Source organism: Fluviirhizobium alvei (assembly GCF_030551875.1).
GTDB classification, from domain to species: Bacteria; Pseudomonadota; Alphaproteobacteria; order Rhizobiales; family Rhizobiaceae; genus Rhizobium_E; species Rhizobium_E alvei.
In genome coordinates this window covers 48368-67811 of sequence record NZ_JAUOZU010000022.1, presented here as the reverse complement: position 1 = coordinate 67811, position 19444 = coordinate 48368, and the positions used below count along the sequence as shown (strand labels likewise).

General features: G+C 61.4%; 18 protein-coding genes. 3 read left to right on the top strand and 15 right to left on the bottom strand.

The window, feature by feature from the left end; translation table 11 throughout:
• Nucleotides 1-264: 264 nt before the first annotated feature.
• The 8 genes from Q4481_RS23180 to capB all read right to left on the bottom strand — a co-directional run bounded on the left by Q4481_RS23180 (nucleotide 265) and on the right by capB (nucleotide 10134).
• Nucleotides 265-1449: a calcium-binding protein gene (locus Q4481_RS23180; RefSeq protein ID WP_304378798.1), complete on the bottom strand. Its 1185-nt coding sequence runs from the start codon at nucleotides 1447-1449 to the stop codon at nucleotides 265-267.
• Nucleotides 1450-1605: 156 nt separating this feature from the next.
• On the bottom strand, nucleotides 1606-2802 hold the full coding sequence (locus tag Q4481_RS23175; RefSeq protein WP_304378797.1) for an ABC transporter substrate-binding protein: 1197 nt from the start codon (nucleotides 2800-2802) through the stop codon (nucleotides 1606-1608).
• 47 nt (nucleotides 2803-2849) lie between these two features.
• The gene (locus tag Q4481_RS23170) at nucleotides 2850-3878 is read right to left on the bottom strand and encodes a branched-chain amino acid ABC transporter permease (protein ID WP_304378796.1); all 1029 of its coding nucleotides are present in this window, start codon (nucleotides 3876-3878) and stop codon (nucleotides 2850-2852) included.
• A 3-nt stretch (nucleotides 3879-3881) separates the two neighbouring features.
• A complete protein-coding gene (locus Q4481_RS23165; RefSeq protein WP_304378795.1) occupies nucleotides 3882-4796 on the bottom strand; it encodes a branched-chain amino acid ABC transporter permease in 915 nt (304 codons plus the stop codon).
• A complete protein-coding gene (locus Q4481_RS23160) occupies nucleotides 4793-5521 on the bottom strand; it encodes an ABC transporter ATP-binding protein (RefSeq protein WP_304378794.1) in 729 nt (242 codons plus the stop codon). The genes Q4481_RS23165 and Q4481_RS23160 overlap by 4 nt, the downstream gene beginning before the upstream one ends.
• Nucleotides 5518-6261 carry an ABC transporter ATP-binding protein gene (locus Q4481_RS23155; protein ID WP_304378793.1) on the bottom strand — a complete coding sequence of 248 codons (744 nt, stop codon included), beginning with the start codon at nucleotides 6259-6261 and terminating at the stop codon, nucleotides 5518-5520. Before Q4481_RS23155 ends, Q4481_RS23160 begins: the two co-directional genes overlap by 4 nt.
• 10 nt (nucleotides 6262-6271) lie before the next feature.
• The gene (gene capA / locus Q4481_RS23150) at nucleotides 6272-8359 is read right to left on the bottom strand and encodes a caprolactamase subunit alpha (protein WP_304378792.1); all 2088 of its coding nucleotides are present in this window, start codon (nucleotides 8357-8359) and stop codon (nucleotides 6272-6274) included.
• A gap of 14 nt (nucleotides 8360-8373) precedes the next feature.
• Complete coding sequence (gene capB, locus Q4481_RS23145; protein ID WP_304378791.1) at nucleotides 8374-10134, bottom strand: caprolactamase subunit beta; 1761 nt, start codon at nucleotides 10132-10134, stop codon at nucleotides 8374-8376.
• Between the two features lie 182 nt (nucleotides 10135-10316).
• Between capB and Q4481_RS23140 the strand changes: the two genes are divergently transcribed.
• Nucleotides 10317-11285, top strand: a complete 969-nt coding sequence (locus tag Q4481_RS23140) for an AraC-like ligand-binding domain-containing protein (RefSeq protein ID WP_304378790.1) — start codon at nucleotides 10317-10319, stop codon at nucleotides 11283-11285.
• Between the two features lie 57 nt (nucleotides 11286-11342).
• On the opposite strand, the gene Q4481_RS23135 is transcribed toward Q4481_RS23140, so the two are convergent.
• Genes Q4481_RS23135 through Q4481_RS23115 form a run of 5 tightly spaced genes read right to left on the bottom strand, consistent with a single transcriptional unit; the run spans nucleotide 11343 to nucleotide 15545 of the window.
• Entirely contained in the window at nucleotides 11343-12314 is a 972-nt protein-coding gene (locus tag Q4481_RS23135) for a 5-oxoprolinase subunit C family protein (protein ID WP_304378789.1), read from the bottom strand.
• Nucleotides 12311-13180, bottom strand: a complete 870-nt coding sequence (locus Q4481_RS23130; RefSeq protein WP_304378788.1) for a 5-oxoprolinase subunit B family protein — start codon at nucleotides 13178-13180, stop codon at nucleotides 12311-12313. The genes Q4481_RS23135 and Q4481_RS23130 overlap by 4 nt, the downstream gene beginning before the upstream one ends.
• Entirely contained in the window at nucleotides 13177-14562 is a 1386-nt protein-coding gene (locus Q4481_RS23125; RefSeq protein WP_304378787.1) for an acetyl-CoA carboxylase biotin carboxylase subunit, read from the bottom strand. Before Q4481_RS23125 ends, Q4481_RS23130 begins: the two co-directional genes overlap by 4 nt.
• 4 nt (nucleotides 14563-14566) lie before the next feature.
• Nucleotides 14567-14803, bottom strand: a complete 237-nt coding sequence (locus Q4481_RS23120) for an acetyl-CoA carboxylase (RefSeq protein ID WP_304378786.1) — start codon at nucleotides 14801-14803, stop codon at nucleotides 14567-14569.
• A 28-nt stretch (nucleotides 14804-14831) separates the two neighbouring features.
• Complete coding sequence (locus tag Q4481_RS23115; RefSeq protein WP_304378785.1) at nucleotides 14832-15545, bottom strand: LamB/YcsF family protein; 714 nt, start codon at nucleotides 15543-15545, stop codon at nucleotides 14832-14834.
• 121 nt (nucleotides 15546-15666) lie between these two features.
• Between Q4481_RS23115 and Q4481_RS23110 the strand changes: the two genes are divergently transcribed.
• A complete protein-coding gene (locus Q4481_RS23110; protein WP_304378784.1) occupies nucleotides 15667-16581 on the top strand; it encodes a LysR family transcriptional regulator in 915 nt (304 codons plus the stop codon).
• 11 nt (nucleotides 16582-16592) lie between these two features.
• Here Q4481_RS23110 and Q4481_RS23105 read toward each other — a convergent pair whose 3' ends face one another.
• A complete protein-coding gene (locus Q4481_RS23105) occupies nucleotides 16593-16988 on the bottom strand; it encodes a nuclear transport factor 2 family protein (protein ID WP_304378783.1) in 396 nt (131 codons plus the stop codon).
• Nucleotides 16989-17057: 69 nt separating this feature from the next.
• On the bottom strand, nucleotides 17058-17963 hold the full coding sequence (locus Q4481_RS23100; protein ID WP_304378782.1) for a LysR family transcriptional regulator: 906 nt from the start codon (nucleotides 17961-17963) through the stop codon (nucleotides 17058-17060).
• A gap of 98 nt (nucleotides 17964-18061) precedes the next feature.
• Here Q4481_RS23100 and hglS point away from each other — a divergent pair, with 98 nt between their 5' ends.
• A complete protein-coding gene (gene hglS / locus Q4481_RS23095) occupies nucleotides 18062-19444 on the top strand; it encodes a 2-oxoadipate dioxygenase/decarboxylase HglS (protein ID WP_304378781.1) in 1383 nt (460 codons plus the stop codon).

The following is a 19444-nucleotide window of genomic DNA, read 5'->3' as shown; positions in this document are numbered from 1 at the left end:
GCGCCATTACCCGATAGACGTTCAATTGCCCGGCAAACCCTTCGCGAAGATCATCGATGGCTTCCGGCCATTCGGAATCGGCAAGGGGCGGCATTGGCGTCTGTTTGCTGCGGTCCATCGTGGCACTTTCGAAAGGGGGCTCTGAATTCTCACTGTTCCACATAGATCGTTCTTGCAACAGTTGCGACCACCCTGCCCGGATTGCGGACAGGATGGTCAGCGAAAGAGCCGATTGCTATTGCGGATTCAGATACGGCCCCTCGATCAGAAAAGGAAATCGCCGCCGTTGATATCGGCCCGCAGCGTATCGCGGAGCGTGATCTGGTCGCCATCGAGAAGTGTGACCACAACGTCATCGCCGACCTGCTTGATATGGCCCTTGAGGTCAGCAAAATCATCGAGACCCTTGTAGTCGGTAAGTTTCAGGGAATCTTCGCCATTGTGGAAATCGGTGATGATGTCGCGACCGGAATGGTTCTTGAAGATGAAGATATCCGGGCCGCCGTCGCCAGCCGCGACCTTGTTGTCGTCGCCGGTCAGAATGTCGTTGCCACGGCCACCGCTGATCTTGTCGCCGCCGAGATGACCGACGATGCGGTTGTTGCCGGCATTGCCGGTCAGGAACGTGCCTGCATCATTGCCGATAATCTTGGCATTCGCCTTGCCGGTCAAAAACACTTCCTCGAATTCACTATCAACGGTAAAGGACGCCGAGGAATAGACCTTGTCCCAGCCGCCGCCATTATCTTCGTGCAGTTGGATTGAACTGCTGTCGATATAGTAGCGGTCGTCGCCACCATCGCCATAGACCGTCCCGGTCACCGTGCCGCCCTTGCTGCGGAAGATGTCGTTGCCAGAATTAAGAACAACGTCGCCATCGAGCGTTCCCGAGTTGAAAATCCGGTCCACGCCCGAAGAGCCGCTGATGGCTCGGCTATCGCCGCTGATCGTGCCGGCATTGGTGACACTGTTCTGACCGCCGTGATCGCCAAGCGCAATACCCCTGTTGTCCCCGTGAATAACACCATCGACCTTGTTGATGATGGTTCCATTCCAGCTCGTTGTCACTCCGTCGGTCGTTCCGTCGAGTTTGCCGCTGTTGATGACAGTGTAACCGTTGCCGCTTGTGTTGATGGCATAGACAGCCGTTATGACGCCCTTGTTTGTGACAGTGCTATTGTCGCCCGCAATGTAGATACCGCTGTGATCGCTGGTGATCGTCCCCGTCGCGCCGACGTCGATACGGCTGCTGTTGCCTGAATCGTGGATGCCCTTGGCCGTGATGCTGCCATTGATGGTGAGGCGATTGCCGTATGTCCCATCGGCGATCGAAATGGCCGAGCCGTTCACCGGATTCATACTCGCGTCTACGCCCAGCACGTAGTCGCCGTAGTAGCCGGATATGGTGTACTGCGAATTGGTCTGGTCGGGAATATAGGTCTTTGCCATCGTGAGCCTCGAACTGAGCAATATGTTGAGGCTTTATCGATGGGGTCTGTTTCAATCATGCGTCGTGATCGGCGGCGAATTGTTTCTTTTGTTTCAGAGGCCAATATGCAAACAGCCACCCTTGCGGGTGGCTGCCTGCATTGCCGGGAGGAACGCTTACTTCGAGACGAGGTAATCGACCGGAATGGCTTCCGAGATCGTCCATTCGTCGATGACATGCGGCTTGCCCTTGTCGGTTTCGACGATCAGGTAGCGGCCACGGTTCTGGTGGTGGATTTCAGACGAGAAGGAGCGCGGTCCGAACAGGGTCGGTTCGTCCTTCATCTTTTCCAGTTCCGCCACAACGGCATCGGCGTCGGTGGACTTGGCGCGTTCGACGGCCTTGGCCCAGACGTCGATCATGACATAGCCCGGATAGACATACTGGCTCGACGGATCGCCGCCGGTGACTTCCTTATACTTGGCGTTGAAGGCGTTGACGTCAGGATTGGGGTCGTCGCCATAGATCGAGCCCTGCACCGGGGTGTAGAAGTTCGAAAGGTCCGGCACGGCGGAGAGCCAATAGGAACCATCGACGCCCGAACCGTTGAGGATCGGCGCAGTGATGCCGGCGGCGCGGATCTGCTTGATGGCGGAGACGACGCCCGGCATCATCGAGCAGAGCATGATCGCATCGGGCTGCTCGGGCAGGCTCTTGATGCGGGTGATCTGGGCGGCGATGGAGGCATCTTCGTTCTTGAACGTGTCTTCGCCAACCAGGGTTGCATCCTTCAGGCGCGGCAGCATCCAGTCGAAGCCGTCGCAAATGCCCTTGTTATACTCGGTCCAGGTGTCGAGGAGACGGTAGAACTTGCGGGCATTCTTCTTGTTGTAGGCCCATTCGGCCATGGTTGCGCCCTGCACGGCGGCGAGAACCGAAGCCGAGAAGGAGTGCGGGCCGACGCCCTGAATGCCGGCCTTGATTGATTCGGCGCACAGGAAGAACGAAACCTTGCTGGCACTTTCGGCAGCGAGTGCCGCCGGGGCACCGAAGTCGTAGTCGCAGGAGACGACCACAAGGTCGGCACCCTTGTCGATCACTTCGAGGCCGGCCTTGGCGCCTTCGGCGCGGTCCGTCTTCGTATCGGCGGCGACGACTTCGATCTGCTTGCCGAGCAGGCCGCCCGCCTTGTTGATTTCGTCGATGCGGATCATGGCGGCATCCTGTGCCGGCTTGTCATAGGCCTGCATGAAGCCCGATGCCGCCGTCGCGAAGCCGACCACGATCTTGTCTTCATCCGCGCGAACGACCGTCGCCGAAAGCACGAGGCTGGAGACAGCCAATCCCATTCCCAGTTTATTCAAGAGTGTCATGTTTTTCTCCTTTGGTTCCCATTTTCCCCGGCTTTGACGCCGGAAACTTACGAAAGTCGCCAACCGGACCAGCCGATCTCGCGATTGCCGGTCAGGCCTGCCGGCCGGCGCATCAGAATGACGATCATGATCACGCCGATCGCGATCTCCTGAACGCCGTTCGGAATCGTCAGAGTGGTGCCACCCAGCGGCACGCCCTTTTCGAGCAGCCTTAGGATCTGGATGATGGCCGACAGCAGCACCACGCCAAGAACGGCGCCGGTGAGACTGCCCATGCCGCCGACGACCAGCATCGACAGCGAGATGAAGGTGAGGCCGAGATAGAAGGTGTCCGGCGTCACGACACCGACCGAATGGGCGTAAAGCGCACCGCCGCCACCCATCACGAAGGCGGAAATGACGAAGGCGATCAGCCGCTCCTTCGGAATGTCGACGCCCGACGCGCTTGCTGCCGTCGCCTCGTCGCGGGCAGCGCGCAGCGCGAGCCCCGAACGCGAGATCGAATAGGCATAGCCGATTGCGACCGCCACCAGCGTGGCAATGAAATAGGGCCAGATCGAGCGGTTGATCGGGATACCGACCACCGACGAGGTTGCGCCCGTCACATCCTCCCAGTTCGAATAGACCTGGTTGATGAGCGCGAGCATGGCGAAGGTGGCGATCGAGGCGGCAATGCCCGAAAGCCGCATCAGGATCTTGCCGAACAGGAGCGCGATGACGGCGGCAAAGAGTGCTGCGGCCGGCACTCCAATCCAGAAGGGCAACTTGGCTTCCAGCAGGAAGCCCGGCAGGCCCGGCAGGCTCATCTTCTTCATCGGCGGGGCGATGGTCAGCCAGGCGGTCATATAGGCGCCGAGGCAGGTGAAGCCGATATGGCCGAAGCTGATGACGCCGGAATTGCCGACGAAGATATAGAGCCCGACCACGAGGATGACGCGAATGAAGATATCGATGATCGTCTGGTTGAACGGGCCCGACCCGGCAAAGAAGGCGAGAAGGGCAATCGCGGCCAGCAGAAGACCAAGGATGACCGGTGTCGAGATGGTGCGGGACAGGATGGAAGCGCGTTCGGCCATGGATTACACCCTCTGCTTGGCGGATTTCGGCATGAAGATGCCATTGGGGCGCCAGATCAGCGTCGCGATCACGGCGGCATAGACGAAGGCATCGCGGAAGGGCCGTGCTTCCGGCGGCAGCACCACCTGCATGGTCACGGCGATGGCGCCGATCAGGAAGCCGGCGAACACCGCCCCAGGCAGCGAACCGAGCCCGCCGATGACGGTGGCGATGAAGGCGATCAGCATGATGTTGCCGCCCATCTGGATATCGGCAGTACCAGTCTGGGTGACGAGAATGAGGGCGACCGCCGCCGCCAGCATGCCGGACAGCGCAAAGGCCAGCATGATCACCCGGTTGGCGCGCACGCCTAGCATGCGCGCCATGGTGAAGTTCTCCGCTGCCGCCCGCATTTCCAGCCCGAAACGGGTGCGCTTGAGGAAGTAGGTGAGCGCCAGCAGGATCACGACGGCCGTGACGATGGTGATGACCTGCAGAAGCGGAATGCGCGCTCCGAGGATCTCGACCGGCAGGCCGAGATTGGAGAAGAGATCGATGCTCTTCGGCCGGCTCGAATAGAGCATCAGCAGGAAATAGCGGATCACGAAACCGAGCGCGAAGGAGGCGATCATCATCGTGGCCGGATTGGTGTTGCGGAACCGCCGGAAGACGATGATTTCGGATGCGACCGAAAGGCCGGCACCAACGGCGAGGATGAAGGGAACGAGCAGCCAGGCTGGCAGGTTGCCAGCAAACACGATGGCCGCCGCATCGACCGAGGGCCAGAGAAGTGCGAAAACGCAGAAGGCCATCGTGTCGCCGTGGGCAAAGTTGACCAGCCGCATGACGCCGAAGATCAGCGCAATGCCGAGCGCGCCGAGCGCATAGAGGCTGCCGAGGCTCAACGCGTCGAAGATGACCTGAAGGATCGCTGTCATTTGCCCTGCTCCCCGTAACCGAAATAGGCCTGTTTCAAGGCGTCGCTGCTGGCGAGCTCGCGGGCATCACCCTCGAGTGCGACTTCGCCGGTCCGCATCAGGATCATGCGGCCGCCGGTCAGTTTGGCGCGGGTGGCGCTCTGTTCGACGATCAGCAGCGTGAGCCCGATCGTGTCGCGCAGCCGCACGAGCGTCGCATAGACATCGTCGATGACCTTGGGTGCGAGACCGAGCGACGGTTCGTCGATGGCGATCAGCTTCGGCCCGGCCATCAGGGCGCGGCCGATGACCAGCATCTGCTGCTGGCCGCCCGACAGGGCTCCAGCATGCTGGTGCTTGCGGCTGTCGAGGATCGGGAAGATCGAATAGACCATCTCGAGGTCGCGGGCGGCCTGGTCCTTGTCGGCACGCATGCCGATGCCGAGGCGAAGGTTCTCCTCGATCGTCAGCGCGCTGAACACATCACGACCTTCCGGCACCATGGAAAAGCCGAGGCGCGCGATATCTTCGGGCGGGCGACCGGCAATTTCGTTGCCGCGATAGGAAATCGTGCCGCTGACCGGTTTGACGACGCCGGCGATCGCCTTCATGAGCGTAGATTTGCCGGCGCCATTGGGTCCGGTCACAAACAGGATCTCGCCCTCGTTGAGCGAAAGCGAAACGCCGCGCAGCGCCGTCAGGCGGCCATAGCGAACGGTGATGTCCTTGACGGAAAGCAGGGTCACAGGATCTCTCCTTCCTCGTCGGCCTGGGTGCCCATATAGGCGTGGCGGACTTTCTCACTGGCCTTGATCGCCTCGGGCGTGCCGGATTCGATGATGGCGCCGCTGTCGAGCACATAGATCTCGTGGCAGGTCGACAGGACGAGGCCGACATTGTGCTCGATCAGCAGCACGCCGCATTTCACCTCGTTGGTGATGCGGTGAATGAGGCGGGAAAGGTCGTCCGCCTCTTCCGCCGACATGCCGGCGGCCGGCTCGTCGAGAAGCAGGAAGGCGGGTTCGAGCATCAGTGCCCGGCCGATCGCGACCCGACGCTCGTCTGTATAGGGAAGGCCGCCGGCCAGCCGGTCGGCGAGCGGTGAAATGCCGATCCAGTCCAGCATGGCATCGGCCTTGCGGGCGGATTCGCGACGCGACAGGCCAAGTCCGACGCCGGTCACTTCGAGATTTTCATGGACCGTCAGGTCGGCGAACAGCCGGCCCGACTGGAAGGTCCGGGCGATGCCGGCCTGCCGGACGCGATGCGCCGGCAGACCGCCAATGTCGCGCCCGTCGAGCAGCACGCGGCCCGCGGACGGTTTTTGAAAGCCGGTGAGGACATTGACGCATGTGGTCTTGCCCGCACCGTTGGGACCGATCAGGCCCGTTACCCGCCCGGCGGGTATCTCCAGCGTGACGTCCGAAAGAGCCCGCAAGCCCTCGAAGGCCACCGAAACCATATCTGCCGAGAGTGTCTGAGCCATGCTTCCCTTCTTACTGGTCGCGCGTGATGAGGTAGGAGTTGGTCTTGTCGAGAACGGCGGTCCAGCCGGGCTCGATGACGATGGTGGTCGTAACCTCCTCAATGATCGCCGGCCCCTTGATCGGCTCTCCCGTACCGATCTTCTCGCCGTCATAGACGGGCGTGCGGGTGGCTTTGCCGGATGCGTCGAAGATAGCGTCGCGATGATCCTTGATCGCTCCGCCGACAGCACCCGCCTTCGGCTTTTCCGGCAATTTCGGCTTTTCGATCCGGCCATAGAGGGTGGATTCGATATTCACCACCTCGACCGGATTGTGCGGCTCGGCATAGGTGTAGAGTTCCTTGTGCCGGCGGTGGAAGGCTTCCTTGACCCGGTCGATCGTCGTCTCGTCGATATCGAACATGTCGATATCGACGGTGCATTCATGCACCTGCCCGACATAACGCATGTCGAGCGAGCGGCGAATCTCGATGGTTTCGTCGGTGAAACCGTCGGACACCAGATGCTGGCGGCCTTCGGCCTCCACCTGCTTGTAGAGATCGTCGATCCGCTTGTAGGCGGCATCGTTGTCGAGCCGCACCGGGGCGGTGGCCATGTAGTTGTATTTCACATCCGAGATGATCTGGCCGAAGGCGCAGAGGCCGGAGGCGAGCTTGGGCAGGATGATCGTGTCGATGCCGATTTCACGGGCAAGCGCCGTGATATGGGCGGCAGTGGCGCCACCGGCACCGACCAGCACGAAGTCGCGCGGATCGTAACCGCGTTCCACCGAAACGCGGCGGATGCCGTTGACCATGTTGTTGTTGACGATCGTGTACATGCCGTAGGCGGCGCGTTCGATCGAGATGCCGAGCGGATCGGCAACCCGGCGCATGGCTGCGCGTGCCCGTTCGATATCGAGCGGCAGCTTGCCGCCAAGAAGCCCGTCCGGCGAGAGATAGCCGAGCACCAGGTTGGCATCCGACGTGGTCGGTTCGGTGCCGCCCTGGCCGTAGCAGGCCGGGCCGGGTTCTGAACCGGCCGACTGCGGACCGACCTGGATGATGCCGAGCGGATCGATCCAGCCGATCGAACCGCCGCCGGCGCCGAGCGTTTCGACCTGGATCATCGGCACGCCGATGCGGTAACGCAGGAAGTCGATATTCTTGTTGAGGTTGGTCTGGCCATCCTTGGTCAGGGTAATGTCGAAGGATGTGCCGCCCATATCGACGGTGATGACGTTCTTCTTGCCGAACGGAGCGCCGACATAGAGACCGGCCTGCGGCGCCGAAGCCGGGCCGGAATTGATGGCATAGACTGAGCGGTCGGTCATCACCTGGCCGATGGCAAGGCCACCGTTCGACTGGAAGTAACGCACCGGCTGGGCGGCGCCGAGATCGCGGAAATAGGCGTCCACGGCCCGCACATAGCGACGCATCACCGGGGCGAGATAGGCATTCACCACCGCCGTCGAAGTGCGGGTATATTCGCGCACCTGCGGATAGAGTTCCGAACCGACGGTCAGGATCGCATCCGGCATCATTTCGCGGACGATTTCGGCAGCCCGGCGTTCATGGGCCGGGTTGAGGACCGACCAGACAAAGGAGATGGCAACGGTCTCGATGCCTTCCTTGAGGAAGAGTTCGCAAGCCGCCCGCACATCCTCTTCATGGATCGGGGTGCGCACTGAGCCATCGGACAGCACGCGTTCGCGCACGCCCTTGCGAAGATAGCGCGGCACGAGCATGGTCGCAGCCGGATATTCCGGGTCATAGCGGAAGCCGTCTTCCTTGTGGCCGTTGCGGATCTCGATCGAATCCTCGTGGCCGGCTGTGGCAATGAGGCCGGTCTTGCCGCCGCGATGGGTGATCAGCGCATTGAGGCCCACGGTGGTGCCGTTGATGCAGAGATCGCTCTGGGAGACGAGTTCTTCCGGCGAGACGCCGATCGCTTCATGGATCAGTTTCAGGCCGTTGCGGATTGCCTTCGTCGGGTCCGTCGGTGTCGAGAGCGCCTTGAAGAGCTTGATCTCACCGCTCTCGCGGTCTGCGACAACGAAGTCGGTGAAGGTGCCGCCGGCGTCGATGCCGAGGCGATAACGGTTCTTGTTGCTGGTCATGATCATGTCTCCTTTCACGCAGCCGACCGGAGGGCCCGCGTTGCCGCCTGGTCCACGGTGAGGGTTTCGGGATCGGTGATCACGACGCCATAGTCGCGCTTGGCACCTTCGATGGAAACGAGGCCGTTCTTGACGTCCCAGAGGACGCGTTCGATCGGTCGTTCATGCGGGTTGCCATAGCCGCCGCCGCCGGGGTTCATGTTGGTCACGGTGTCGCCGGGCTTGATCGTCTCCATGATGTTGGTGCGGCGGACATCGACTTCGCCGCCACGCTTGAGTTCGACACGACCGACCTTGGTGTCGACGTCGGAAGAATAGGCGCCGGCGGCACCCATGGCCGGAATGCGGCGACCTTCGCCGAAGCCGATGCAGAGCATGTCGCCATCGAGCGGCTCGACTTCCCAGGCGGTACCGGAACCGCCACGGAACTTGCCCGCGCCGCCGCTATCGGCCATCAGCGAATAGCGATGAATGATGATCGGATAGGAGTATTCGAGCAGTTCGACATCACCCGAGGTGAGGGCGCCGAAGCAGCATTCCGGGCCGACCGCGTGCCAGCCATCCTGCTGCGGTGTCGCACCACCGCCGGAAATGATGGTGGCGAGCACCATCGTCACATATTCCTCGTTGGTGCGCTTGTCCCAGCCGGCAATGTTCAGCCCGTTGGCATGGCCCCAGGAGGCGGCAACCTTCGACGGCATCGCCTTTTCGAAGGCGAGGCGCACCGCATCGGTCAGTGTTTCCATCGGGGTGGTGGTGCAGTTCATGTGCGGGGCCGGTTCCTGCGCATTGCAGATCGTGCCTTTAGGTCCGAAATCGATCGAGACGCAGCGATAGAGCCCTTCATTGTAGGGTGGGGGCAGGGCCGCAAACATCATCAGGCCGAGATAGACGCCCGAATGCGAATTGCCCTCGTAGGAATTGATGAAATAGGGAATCTGCGGCGGGCTCTGGATGGTGATGTGGCAGCTGTCCCCTTCGATCTTGACCGTGGCCTTGATCTCGAAATCGCCGAAACCGTGGCCGGCATCCTCGAGAATGGCAGCACCTTCATAGGTTCCGTCCGGCACAGTGCGCATGAGATCGCGCATATGCTTTTCGGCCATGTCGAGCAGTTCGTCGACGCAGGCATCGACGGTTTCCTTGCCATATTTGTCGAGCAGCGCGATCAGGTTGCGTTCGCCGACCTGGCAGGCGCCGATGAGCGCGTTGAAATCGCCCTCCTGGTCGCGGCGGGCGCGCATGTTGGTGTAGATGAGGTTGAGCACGTCATTGCGCGGACGGCCCTTGTCCCAGATCTTGACCGGCGGAATGCGCAGGCATTCGGCATAGATTTCGGTGGCGTTGGGGTTGTAGCCGGCCGGCACCGGGCCGCCGATATCGGTGAGATGGCCTTTGCAGACCGTCCAGTAGACCAGTTCGCCCTTGTAGAAGACCGGCTTGTACATGCAGGTATCGATGGCGTGGCTGCCACCGAAGGCCGGGTCGTTGTGCAGGATCAGGTCGCCGTCATGGATGTCGCCTTCGAAATAGCGCGCAACCGATTTCATGGCCGGGATGAGCGAGCCGAGATGGATCGGGATGTCCTGGCCCTGCAGGATCATTTCGGGCCGGCCGTTGAACAGCGCGGTCGAGTAATCGTGGGCAAGGTTGAACACCGAGGAACGTGCTGTCTTTTCGAGCGACAGCGTCATTTCGCGCTGGGTGGTCTCGAGCACGCCACGGACCACGGAGAGCGTGATCGGGTCGACTTTCGGTTTGTGTGGCTTGGTCATAGCTCCCTCTTTTCTGACCCGGCAATGCGGGTTCTGCTGATGGAGGAAAGCCTAAGGCCGGATCTCGTCGCCGGTCTTTGCATCCGGCGCACCAAGCCTTGACGCTTGGCGCAGATTCTCAAGATTTCGCTGGACGAGCGGCCCTTCCATACCTTTTCATGGAAAAAAAAGGGGAACGACACATGAAGTCCATCATTACGACCGAGGAGACCCCGCGTCATGACCGCAGCCGTCACTGGCATGAGGCGATCGCCAGCGCCTATTTCCCGCTCGATCTGACCTTCCGCAACACCGACAATTTTGCCGGAGACCTGATGATCTGGACGCTTGGAGATGTCTCGCTGTCGCGGCTCGCCTCGGAATCGCTGCAATACCGTCGGCTGCCGAAGCACATGAAGGCAGAACGCGACGAGCATTTTCTGGTCACGGTTCCGATCCGCTCGCAGGTCAACTTCTCCCAATGCGGCAAGGAGGTTCAATGCCAGCCGGGCGGCTTCTTTCTTGAACGCAGCCACGAGCCTTACGAATTCTGGCACGACGACTTTGCCGATCTCTGGGTGATGAAGGTGGAATCGAGCGAACTCGCCGCCGAGATCCGCCAGCCGGACCGGTTCTGCTCGATGCAGTTCAATGCCACCGAAGGTGCGGGCGGCCTCTTCACCGACATGCTGCAGCATATTCCGGCCCGGTTCGATGCTATGTCGGAAGAGGTGCGGCGCGCGGTCGGAAAACAGCTCGTCGATCTGCTTGTCCTGTCGCTGAAGGCCGACGAACGCACCTTGACGGCGGGCAGCTCGTCCGTGCGGACGGCGCATCTGACGCGCATCGAAGCTTTCGTTCGCCGCAATCTGCATAATGCCGAGCTTGATCCCGAAACGGTGGCGCGCGCCTGCGGCCTGTCCGTCCGTTACCTGCATGAACTGTTCCGCGACACCAACCAGACGCTGGGCAGCTGGGTACGCGACCAGCGACTGATGGCGTGCCGGTCGGCGTTGGCCGATCCTTCCAACAGGCAGACGGTGGCGGAAATCGCCTATCGTTTCGGTTTCAGTGACCATGCCCAGTTCTCGCGTGCATTCAAGGCGCACTACAGCATCACGCCCAAGGAATTCCGGGATCAGACGCGCGCACGAATGCGCACGGCAAACTGATGCTTGCTTGCGATCCCGTCAGGCAGAGGCCACGCCATCGGCGTGGCCATTTTGGTTTCAGACCAGTGCCTCACGTATGCGGTCGATCAGCGCCGCACGTTCGCGGCGGGCGGCAAGAGCCTCATCCATCGTGACTTCGACGAACTTGGCCGGCGTATGCGGCTGCAACTGCCCGATCAGGTCCATGTCGGCGGAAATCACCGCACCGACCATGAAATAGCCGCCGCCAGAGACGGCATCGCGATGGAGCACGATCGGCTCGGTGCCGCTCGGAACCTGGATCGATCCGTAGGGATAGCAGGCATCGACGATGTTGGACGGGTCCGATCCGGCTCCGAAAGGCGGTTCGCGTGGCACAAACTCGAGCGGCTTGCCGCCGCGGAAACGGTAACCGATCCGGTCGGCTTCCGGCGCCACCTTCCAGGTATCTTCAAGGAACTGTTTGCCGGCGGCTTCGGTTATGCGGTGCCAGTAGAGGCCCGGCAGCATCCTCAGTTCAGCCGGCGCCCCCGGCGCGCGTCTCAGGGCTTCCGGAACGGTGCGACCGGCGGCGGCACCCTTGCCGTCGCCCAGAAGCAGCACATCGCCTGCCGCAAGCTTGCGCCCTTCATGGCCGCCGAGGGCGCCCAGCGTGTAGGTCGAACGCGAACCGAGAACGACCGGCACATCGATGCCGCCGGAGATCGCCACATAGGCACGGGCCCCCTTCTTCAGAAAGGCGAAGGAGAGCGTGTCGCCGGCCTTGACGGTGAAGGATGTCCAGGTCGGGCGCTCCTCGCCATTGACCTTCGGCGGTAGTTCGGCGCCGGTGACGGCTACAGTGGCGGCCTTGCGAAACTCGATTTCCGGACCCATGAAGACGACTTCGAGAAGTGCATCACTCTCGTCGTTGCCGACAAGCAGGTTGGCGGCGCGGGCGGCGAGCCGGTCCATGGCGCCCGAGATCGGAATGCCGATGTGATAGTAGCCGGGGCGGCCGAGATCCTGCACGGTGGTGGACAGGCCAGGTGTGATGATCCGGATGCTCATTTCAGCGCCCCCATCAGTTTGGTGTTGTAGCCATCCATGTCTGCCTGGAATTCCGTGAGCGAGAAGGGCACTTCGCGGATAGTCGGCGCAAACTTGCCCTGGTCGACATCGGCGACGGTCGCGTCATATTCATCGCGGCCGATCGGCTTCCACTTGACGATGTCACCCGGCTTGAACAGGCACATGAAGTCGCGGAGATACTTGATCGTCTGGTTGGGATCGTAGATCGGCATCGGCGTGATGCCGAACATCTGGTAGCCGCCGGCACCGCGCACCGAATAGATGCAGCCGAAGCAGCCGCCATGGCCGACGGTGAGGCGCGGCGTATCGGTGCGGGGACGCAGATATTTCGGCGACTGGATCTGCCGCGAGCGGTCGACCATCTGGTAGAGGAACGGCAGGCCGGCGACGAAGCCGACCATCGAGACGAACCAGGGCGCACCCGAATGCGCCTTGATGAAGCCGTCGACGCCGTCGAGATTGTTGATGCGGGCGGTATATTCGATATCGGTGGAGCTCGGATCCTGATGGCGTTCGCGGAAACGCATCAGCGTCTCATGGGTCCAGGGATCGTTGTAATAGACCGGGATCTCGATGATGCGCGTCTTGATCGAGGATTCGCCGCTGGCGGCCGAGGCTTCGATCGATTTCAGTTCGCGCAGCATGTCGTCAGGCGAAATGACATCCGGATTGAACTTGATCTGGAAGGAGGCATTGGCCGGGCAGATCTCGGTGACGCCCTTGATCTGCGCTTCCTTGACCGCCGTGGTGATGGAAAGCGATTTGAAGAAGGCTTCGAGTGACATTTCCTCGTCGCATTCGACGAAGATATGCTCGTCACCCCCAAAGGAGTAGCGTGTCTTCATGAACCTGTTCCCTCTTGTTCTTGCATTTTTGCAGCATTGATTTCCAGCCAGGGCTCCAACCAGCGCGTGTGCACGGCGCCCGCCCGGACATCCGGATCCGCGGCCAGCAGGGCAAAGAGCGGCTTGGTCGTCTTCATGCCGCCGACTTCAAGTTCGCCAAGTGCCCGTTTCAGCCGCTCGATCGCCGCTCCGCGCGTCTCGTCCCAGACGATCAGCTTGCCGAGCAGGGAATCGTAGAAGGGCGGAACCGTGTATCCCTGATAGAGCATCGTATCGAAGCGAGTGCCGGCGCCACCCGGCACCGAGAGCTGGCTGATCGTGCCGGGCCCCGGCTGGAAGTTCTTCGCCGGGTCCTCGGCATTGATGCGAACCTCGATCGCGGCGCCCTTGAGCCGAACGTCTTCCTGGCGGAGCGCCAGCTTGGCGCCGCCGGCGATCTTGATCATCTCGCGCACCAGATCGATGCCGGTCACCATTTCGGTGACGGGATGCTCGACCTGGATGCGGGTGTTCATCTCGATGAAGTAGAACTCGCCCGACTGGTCGTCATAGAGATATTCGATCGTGCCGGCGCCGCGATAATGCACCGCCTTTGCCAGAGCCACTGCGGAAGCGCAGAGCTTTTCGCGGATATCGGCGGGCAGGGTGGCGGAGGGCGCTTCCTCCCAGACCTTCTGGCGACGTCGCTGCAGCGAGCATTCGCGCTCATAGCAATGGATGGCATTGTCGCCATCGGCAAGGATCTGCACCTCGATATGGCGGGCGCGCTGGATGACCTTTTCGACATAGAGGCCGCCATCGCCGAATGCGGCCTTGGCTTCCGCACTTGCCTGCGCCATCAGATGTTCAAATTCCTCCGGCGTTGCGGCAATGCGGATGCCGCGCCCACCACCGCCGGCAGCGGCCTTGATCATCAGCGGAAAGCCAATGCGGGCAGCGACTTCGCGTGCTTCCTCGGCACTGTCGATGCGGCCATCCGAACCGGGCACGCAAGGGACGCCTGCGGCCAGGGCTGCGGTCCGCGCCATGGCCTTGTCGCCCATGGTGCGGATCTGCTCGCCGGTGGGGCCGACGAAGATCAGGCCCGCAGCTTCCACAGCATCGGCAAAGCCGGCATTTTCGGCCAGGAAACCATAGCCGGGGTGGATGGCATCCGCACCCGTCGCTTTGGCAGCGGCAAGAATGGCATCGATGTTGAGATAGGATTTGGCGGCATGGGGTGGGCCGATATTGACGGCCTCGTCGGCCATCTTCACGGCCAGCATTTCGGTATCGGCGGCGCTGTGGACCTGCACTGTCTCGATGCCGAGTTCGCGCGCTGCACGGATGATGCGGACTGCAATCTCACCCCGGTTGGCAATCAGAAGCTTCCGGATTGCCATCGGCCTATTCCAGTTCGGCAAGCGGCTGGCCGGCCATCACCGGTTCTTCGTCGTCGGCGGCAAAGGCCTTGATCGTGCCCGCCTGATCGGCATGAACCTCGTTGAAGCTCTTCATCACCTCGATCAGGCCGATGACATCGCCAACGGCGACCGGATCGCCGACATTCTTGTAAGGTGCGGCATCGGGCGAGGGCTTGCGGTAGAATGTGCCGGGCAGCGGGGAGAGAAGTTGCTTGGACATGATGGACCCCTTTTTGGTTTTCGTTCGTTCAGTTCTTGAGGACGTTACGCACCGCGCTCGCGATCTCGACGGCATTCGGCGTATCCGAATGGACGCAGATCGTATCCGCCTTGACCTCGATGTCGACGCCTCCCACGCTTTTCACCAGCCCCTCCGTCACAGCTCTGCGGCAGATTTCGGCGGCTTTGGCCGCATCCTTCGCCTCATGCTCGCGGGTGATGATCAGCCCCCCCTGATCGTTGTAATCGAGATCGGCATAGAACTCGGCCATGAACGTGTGGCCGCGCTCGGTATAGATCGTCTCGTGCAGCGTATTGATCATGCCGACCAGCGGCACGCGGAACACGTCTGCTGCATCGCACACGGCATGGGCGACATCCTCCATGCGCGCCGACATGCCGTAGAGCGAGCCGTGCGGCTTGATATGGTTGAGCGTCAGCCCCTCGGCATCGAGGAAGCCCTTGAGCGCGCCGACCTGATAGATGATGCAGTTAGCCAGTTCCTCGCGGCCGATCTTCATTTCACGGCGGCCAAAGCCCTGCAAATCAGGCAATGACGGGTGCGCACCGACGCGGACGCCATGCTTTCGGGCAAGCCGGACGGTGGAGCGCATATGGTTGAAATCCGAAGCGTGAAAGCCGCAGGCCACATTGGCAATATCGATCAGGGGCATCAGACCTTCGTCATCGCCCATCTTGTAAAGGCCAAAAGCTTCGCCCATGTCGCAATTGAGAATTGCCACAGTCAACCTCCGCAGATTTTAGGTTCCCGCCGTATTTTTTTCGGCTTTTTTTGGAGCTTGCCGCAAGTGCGAAACATAGTAAAATATGAAGAACTAATCACGCGTATCAAAAAAACAGATAATGCCCCTTTCGATCAAACAGGTCCGCTACTTCATCGCAACCGCTGATTCCGGCCAGGTTTCCCAGGCCGCGATCGCGCTCAATGTGTCGCAATCAGCGGTTACTGCCGCCATCAAGCAGCTCGAGGACAATCTCGGCGTCAGCCTGTTCCGGCGGCTCGCCACCGGCATGGTGCTGACGGCCGAAGGCACCCGATTTCTCTATCATGCGCGCAACGTCATGGCGGCCGTCAACTCGGCGGAACGGGCGCCGCTGACCGAAGATACCGCCCATACGGGTACGGTCAGGGTCGGTGTCACCTACACCGTGCTGGGCTACTTCCTGCCGCGGCTTCATGCGCGCTTTGCCCGTACCTATCCCAAGATCAATGTCGAATTGCAGGAGTTGCCGCGCCATCTGCTCGAAGAACGGTTGAACGATGGTTCGCTCGATATGGCGGTGATGCTGGTGTCCAACCTGAGGGACAAGACGCATCTGGCGTTTGAAACTTTGCTGCGGTCGCGAAGACGCTTGTGGCTGCCGGCCGAGCATCCGCTGCTTTCCAAGGAAACCATCACGCTCGAGGATGTCGCCAACGAACCCTATGTGATGCTGACCGTCGATGAGGCGAGCGAAACGGCGGGCCGTTACTGGCACAATGTCGGGCTCGAACCGCGGGTAATTTTCAAGACATCCTCGGTCGAGGCCGTACGCAGTTTCGTTGCCGATGGGGTCGGCATCACCATCCTGTCCGATATGGTCTATCGCCCCTGGTCGCTCGATGGCCAGCGGATCGAACTTCGCAATGTCGTTGCCGATATCCCGACCATGGATATCGGAGTGACCTGGAATAGGTCGATCCCCCAGTCGCAAGCCACACGGACCTTCTCGGAATTTCTCAGCCTGTCCTTCGGCGGTGGTATGGCAGGAACCTGACGGGGTCGGGTTCAATCGGCTATCAACTCGAAATCCCAGACCTTGGAGACGATCTTCCAGTCGTCGCCCGCCTTCACCAGCACCAGTTCGTCGGTGAACATGCGGTCGAAGAAGCGTTCCCGCACGCGGACATGGGCGGTCGTCGGCGTCGGAATGTCGATCGACAGGATCTGTTCGTCGCGTGGCGCCTTGCTTGCAGCCGGGGCAGCGCGATTGGCCACGATCCTGAGATAATCGGGGATCTCGATCACGGTTACGCTGCCGTCCGGCTGATCCTTCGGCACGGTATAGAGCCGCGCCATAGGGTGGAAAATCGCGGCAAACAGCGCGCTGTCGCCTACGTAGAGCGCCTGGAAATAGTCTGCAATCACGCTTGAGATTGCGGCCTTGTCATCGATCTGCGCCATGAATGGGTCCTCCCGCTTCTGTCTATACGCCCCGGCCGCCCCCAGACAAGCCGTCCGGTCAGGCGGATTTCAAGCGCGGGGCCGGCTGACCTGTCCGAGCAGCCACTGCTGGAACGCCATGGCGACATGGTTGTGCTGGCGGTCTTCGGGCATGACCACGTAATAGCCGAATTCCGTCGCCATCGGCAGGCCAAGCACCGGCACCAGTGCACCGCTGCGCATATCCTCTTCGATCAGGTAGGACGGAAGAAGGGCGACACCCATGCCGGCAAGTACGGCACCGATCACCATCGAGAACTGGTCGAAGCGGTTGCCGCGAAAACTATTGTCCACCTTGAGCCCCTGCGCCGAAAACCATTGCGACCAGAGGCGCGGCCGCGTCGTCAGATGCAGAAGCGGCGCGCCAAGCAGATCGGACGGGTTTTCGATCCTGAGATTTGCCGCCACCGACGCATTGGCCACGGGCAACACGATCTCGCTGCAGAGAAAGGTGGAGATAGCCTTCGCCCAGGTCGGCTGGCCATAATGGATGGCGAGGTCGAGCCCCTCTTCGTGGAAATCGAACGTATCGGAACGCGATTCGACATGCAGTGCCACCGATGGCCGTTCGGCCAGAAAACCCGGCAGGCGCGGCATCAGCCAGCGTGAGCCGAAGGTCGGCAGCGTGGCAATGCTGAGCGATTCCTCCTTCTCTGCCGAAGCGACGGCACGTATCATCAGCTGTTCGGACTGGGCGAGCAACCGGCGAACTTCCGGCAGCAACCGCTTGCCGGCATCCGACAGCAGCACCCGCTGCCGCACCCGTTCGAACAGAAGCAGGCCCGTCTGCTGTTCGAGATCGCGGATCTGACGGCTGATCGCGCTCTGGGTCAGGTTCAGTTCTTCTGCTGCGCGCGTGAAATTGCCATGGCGGGCCGCACATTCGAATGCTTGCAGATTGGCGAGGTCCGGCACCAGGCTTCGACGCATGTTCATTCCATTTCCGCATCAACTTAGGTGATGTTGTCATGAGACAAGCCGATATTCAAGCGATATGGTGCAAATCAGGAATGAACTTGAGAAAAGAGACAGACGTGGCTGACGTTTTCCGCTCCCCCGACCAGATCCGCTCCGCCTTTTCCGCCGCCATGTCGGACATGTACCGCACCGAAGTGCCGGCCTATGGCACGCTGATGGAGCTGGTTTCGACCGTCAATGAAGAGACGCTTGCTGCAAACCCGGCGCTGCATGAGCGGCTGGATGCGACGGACTCGCTCAGCCGTATTACCGAGGAGCGCCATGGTGCGATCCGGCTCGGCCTGCCGCGCGAGCTTGCCATGATGCGGCGTGTCTTTGCCGTCATGGGCATGTTCCCGGTCGGTTATTACGATCTGTCGACGGCCGGGGTACCGGTGCATTCCACCGCCTTCCGCCCGGTTGGCGATGAGAGCCTGAAGCGCAACCCGTTCCGCGTCTTCACCTCGCTTCTCCGTCTCGATCTGATTGCCGATGCCGGATTGCGCGAGGAGGCGCGTGCCGTTCTCGAAGCGCGCGAGATCTTCACGCCGGGTGCCGTCGCTCTCGTTGAAAAAGCAGAGCGTGACGGCGGTCTCAAAGCCGACGATGCCGACCGGTTCGTCACGGAAGTGCTCGAAACCTTCCGCTGGCATGATCAGGCAATTGTCAGCGCCGACATGTACAAGCGGCTGCATGCCGCCCACCGGCTGGTCGCCGATGTCGTGTCCTTCAAGGGTCCGCATATCAACCACCTGACACCGCGCACCCTCGATATCGATCTGGTCCAGGCCCGGATGCCCGCCTATGGCATCGCGCCGAAGGCGATCGTCGAAGGACCGCCGACGCGCCAGTGCCCGATCCTGCTGCGCCAGACCTCATTCAAGGCGCTTGAAGAAGCCGTGTCTTTCAAGGCTGAGGACGGTTCCTGGCAGGAGGGATCCCATACTGCCCGTTTCGGCGAGATCGAGCAGCGCGGTATTGCGCTGACGCCAAAGGGCCGTGCCCTCTACGACCGGCTCCTGGATCAAACGCGCGCGCGCATCGTACCGGCCGCTGACGGTTCCAACGCAAGCGCCTATGAAGCGGCACTGGCCGAAGTCTTTGCGGCCTTTCCGGATGGCTGGAACGAAATCCGCAAGGCGGGGCTCGGTTATTTCAGCTATTCTCTCACCGGCAAGAAGGGCAGGGCCACGGATATCGAGACGGCGATCGCCGAAGGCCTCGTCCAGTTCGATCCGCTGGTTTACGAAGATTTCCTGCCGGTCAGCGCGGCCGGCATCTTCCAGTCCAACCTCGGCGACGATGCGACGCAGGAATTTACGGCGAGCCCCAACCAGGTCATGTTCGAGCGCGATCTCGGTGCTTCGGTGCTCGATGAGTTCGCCCATTATGCCGGCATTGAGAAAGCCTCGATCGACGATTGCCTGATGGCGCTGGGGCGCCTGGCTGCTGCGGAGTGA

What these genes read in the sequence shown, in the direction of transcription:
- Q4481_RS23180 (WP_304378798.1), bottom strand. Translation starts at nt 1,449, where the DNA reads ATGGCAAAGACCTATATTCCCGACCAGACCAATTCGCAGTACACCATA.
- Q4481_RS23175 (WP_304378797.1), bottom strand. Translation starts at nt 2,802, where the DNA reads ATGACACTCTTGAATAAACTGGGAATGGGATTGGCTGTCTCCAGCCTC.
- Q4481_RS23170 (WP_304378796.1), bottom strand. Translation starts at nt 3,878, where the DNA reads ATGGCCGAACGCGCTTCCATCCTGTCCCGCACCATCTCGACACCGGTC.
- Q4481_RS23165 (WP_304378795.1), bottom strand. Translation starts at nt 4,796, where the DNA reads ATGACAGCGATCCTTCAGGTCATCTTCGACGCGTTGAGCCTCGGCAGC.
- Q4481_RS23155 (WP_304378793.1), bottom strand. Translation starts at nt 6,261, where the DNA reads ATGGCTCAGACACTCTCGGCAGATATGGTTTCGGTGGCCTTCGAGGGC.
- capA (WP_304378792.1), bottom strand. Translation starts at nt 8,359, where the DNA reads ATGACCAGCAACAAGAACCGTTATCGCCTCGGCATCGACGCCGGCGGC.
- capB (WP_304378791.1), bottom strand. Translation starts at nt 10,134, where the DNA reads ATGACCAAGCCACACAAACCGAAAGTCGACCCGATCACGCTCTCCGTG.
- Q4481_RS23140 (WP_304378790.1), top strand. Translation starts at nt 10,317, where the DNA reads ATGAAGTCCATCATTACGACCGAGGAGACCCCGCGTCATGACCGCAGC.
- Q4481_RS23135 (WP_304378789.1), bottom strand. Translation starts at nt 12,314, where the DNA reads ATGAGCATCCGGATCATCACACCTGGCCTGTCCACCACCGTGCAGGAT.
- Q4481_RS23130 (WP_304378788.1), bottom strand. Translation starts at nt 13,180, where the DNA reads ATGAAGACACGCTACTCCTTTGGGGGTGACGAGCATATCTTCGTCGAA.
- Q4481_RS23125 (WP_304378787.1), bottom strand. Translation starts at nt 14,562, where the DNA reads ATGGCAATCCGGAAGCTTCTGATTGCCAACCGGGGTGAGATTGCAGTC.
- Q4481_RS23120 (WP_304378786.1), bottom strand. Translation starts at nt 14,803, where the DNA reads ATGTCCAAGCAACTTCTCTCCCCGCTGCCCGGCACATTCTACCGCAAG.
- Q4481_RS23110 (WP_304378784.1), top strand. Translation starts at nt 15,667, where the DNA reads ATGCCCCTTTCGATCAAACAGGTCCGCTACTTCATCGCAACCGCTGAT.
- Q4481_RS23105 (WP_304378783.1), bottom strand. Translation starts at nt 16,988, where the DNA reads ATGGCGCAGATCGATGACAAGGCCGCAATCTCAAGCGTGATTGCAGAC.
- Q4481_RS23100 (WP_304378782.1), bottom strand. Translation starts at nt 17,963, where the DNA reads ATGAACATGCGTCGAAGCCTGGTGCCGGACCTCGCCAATCTGCAAGCA.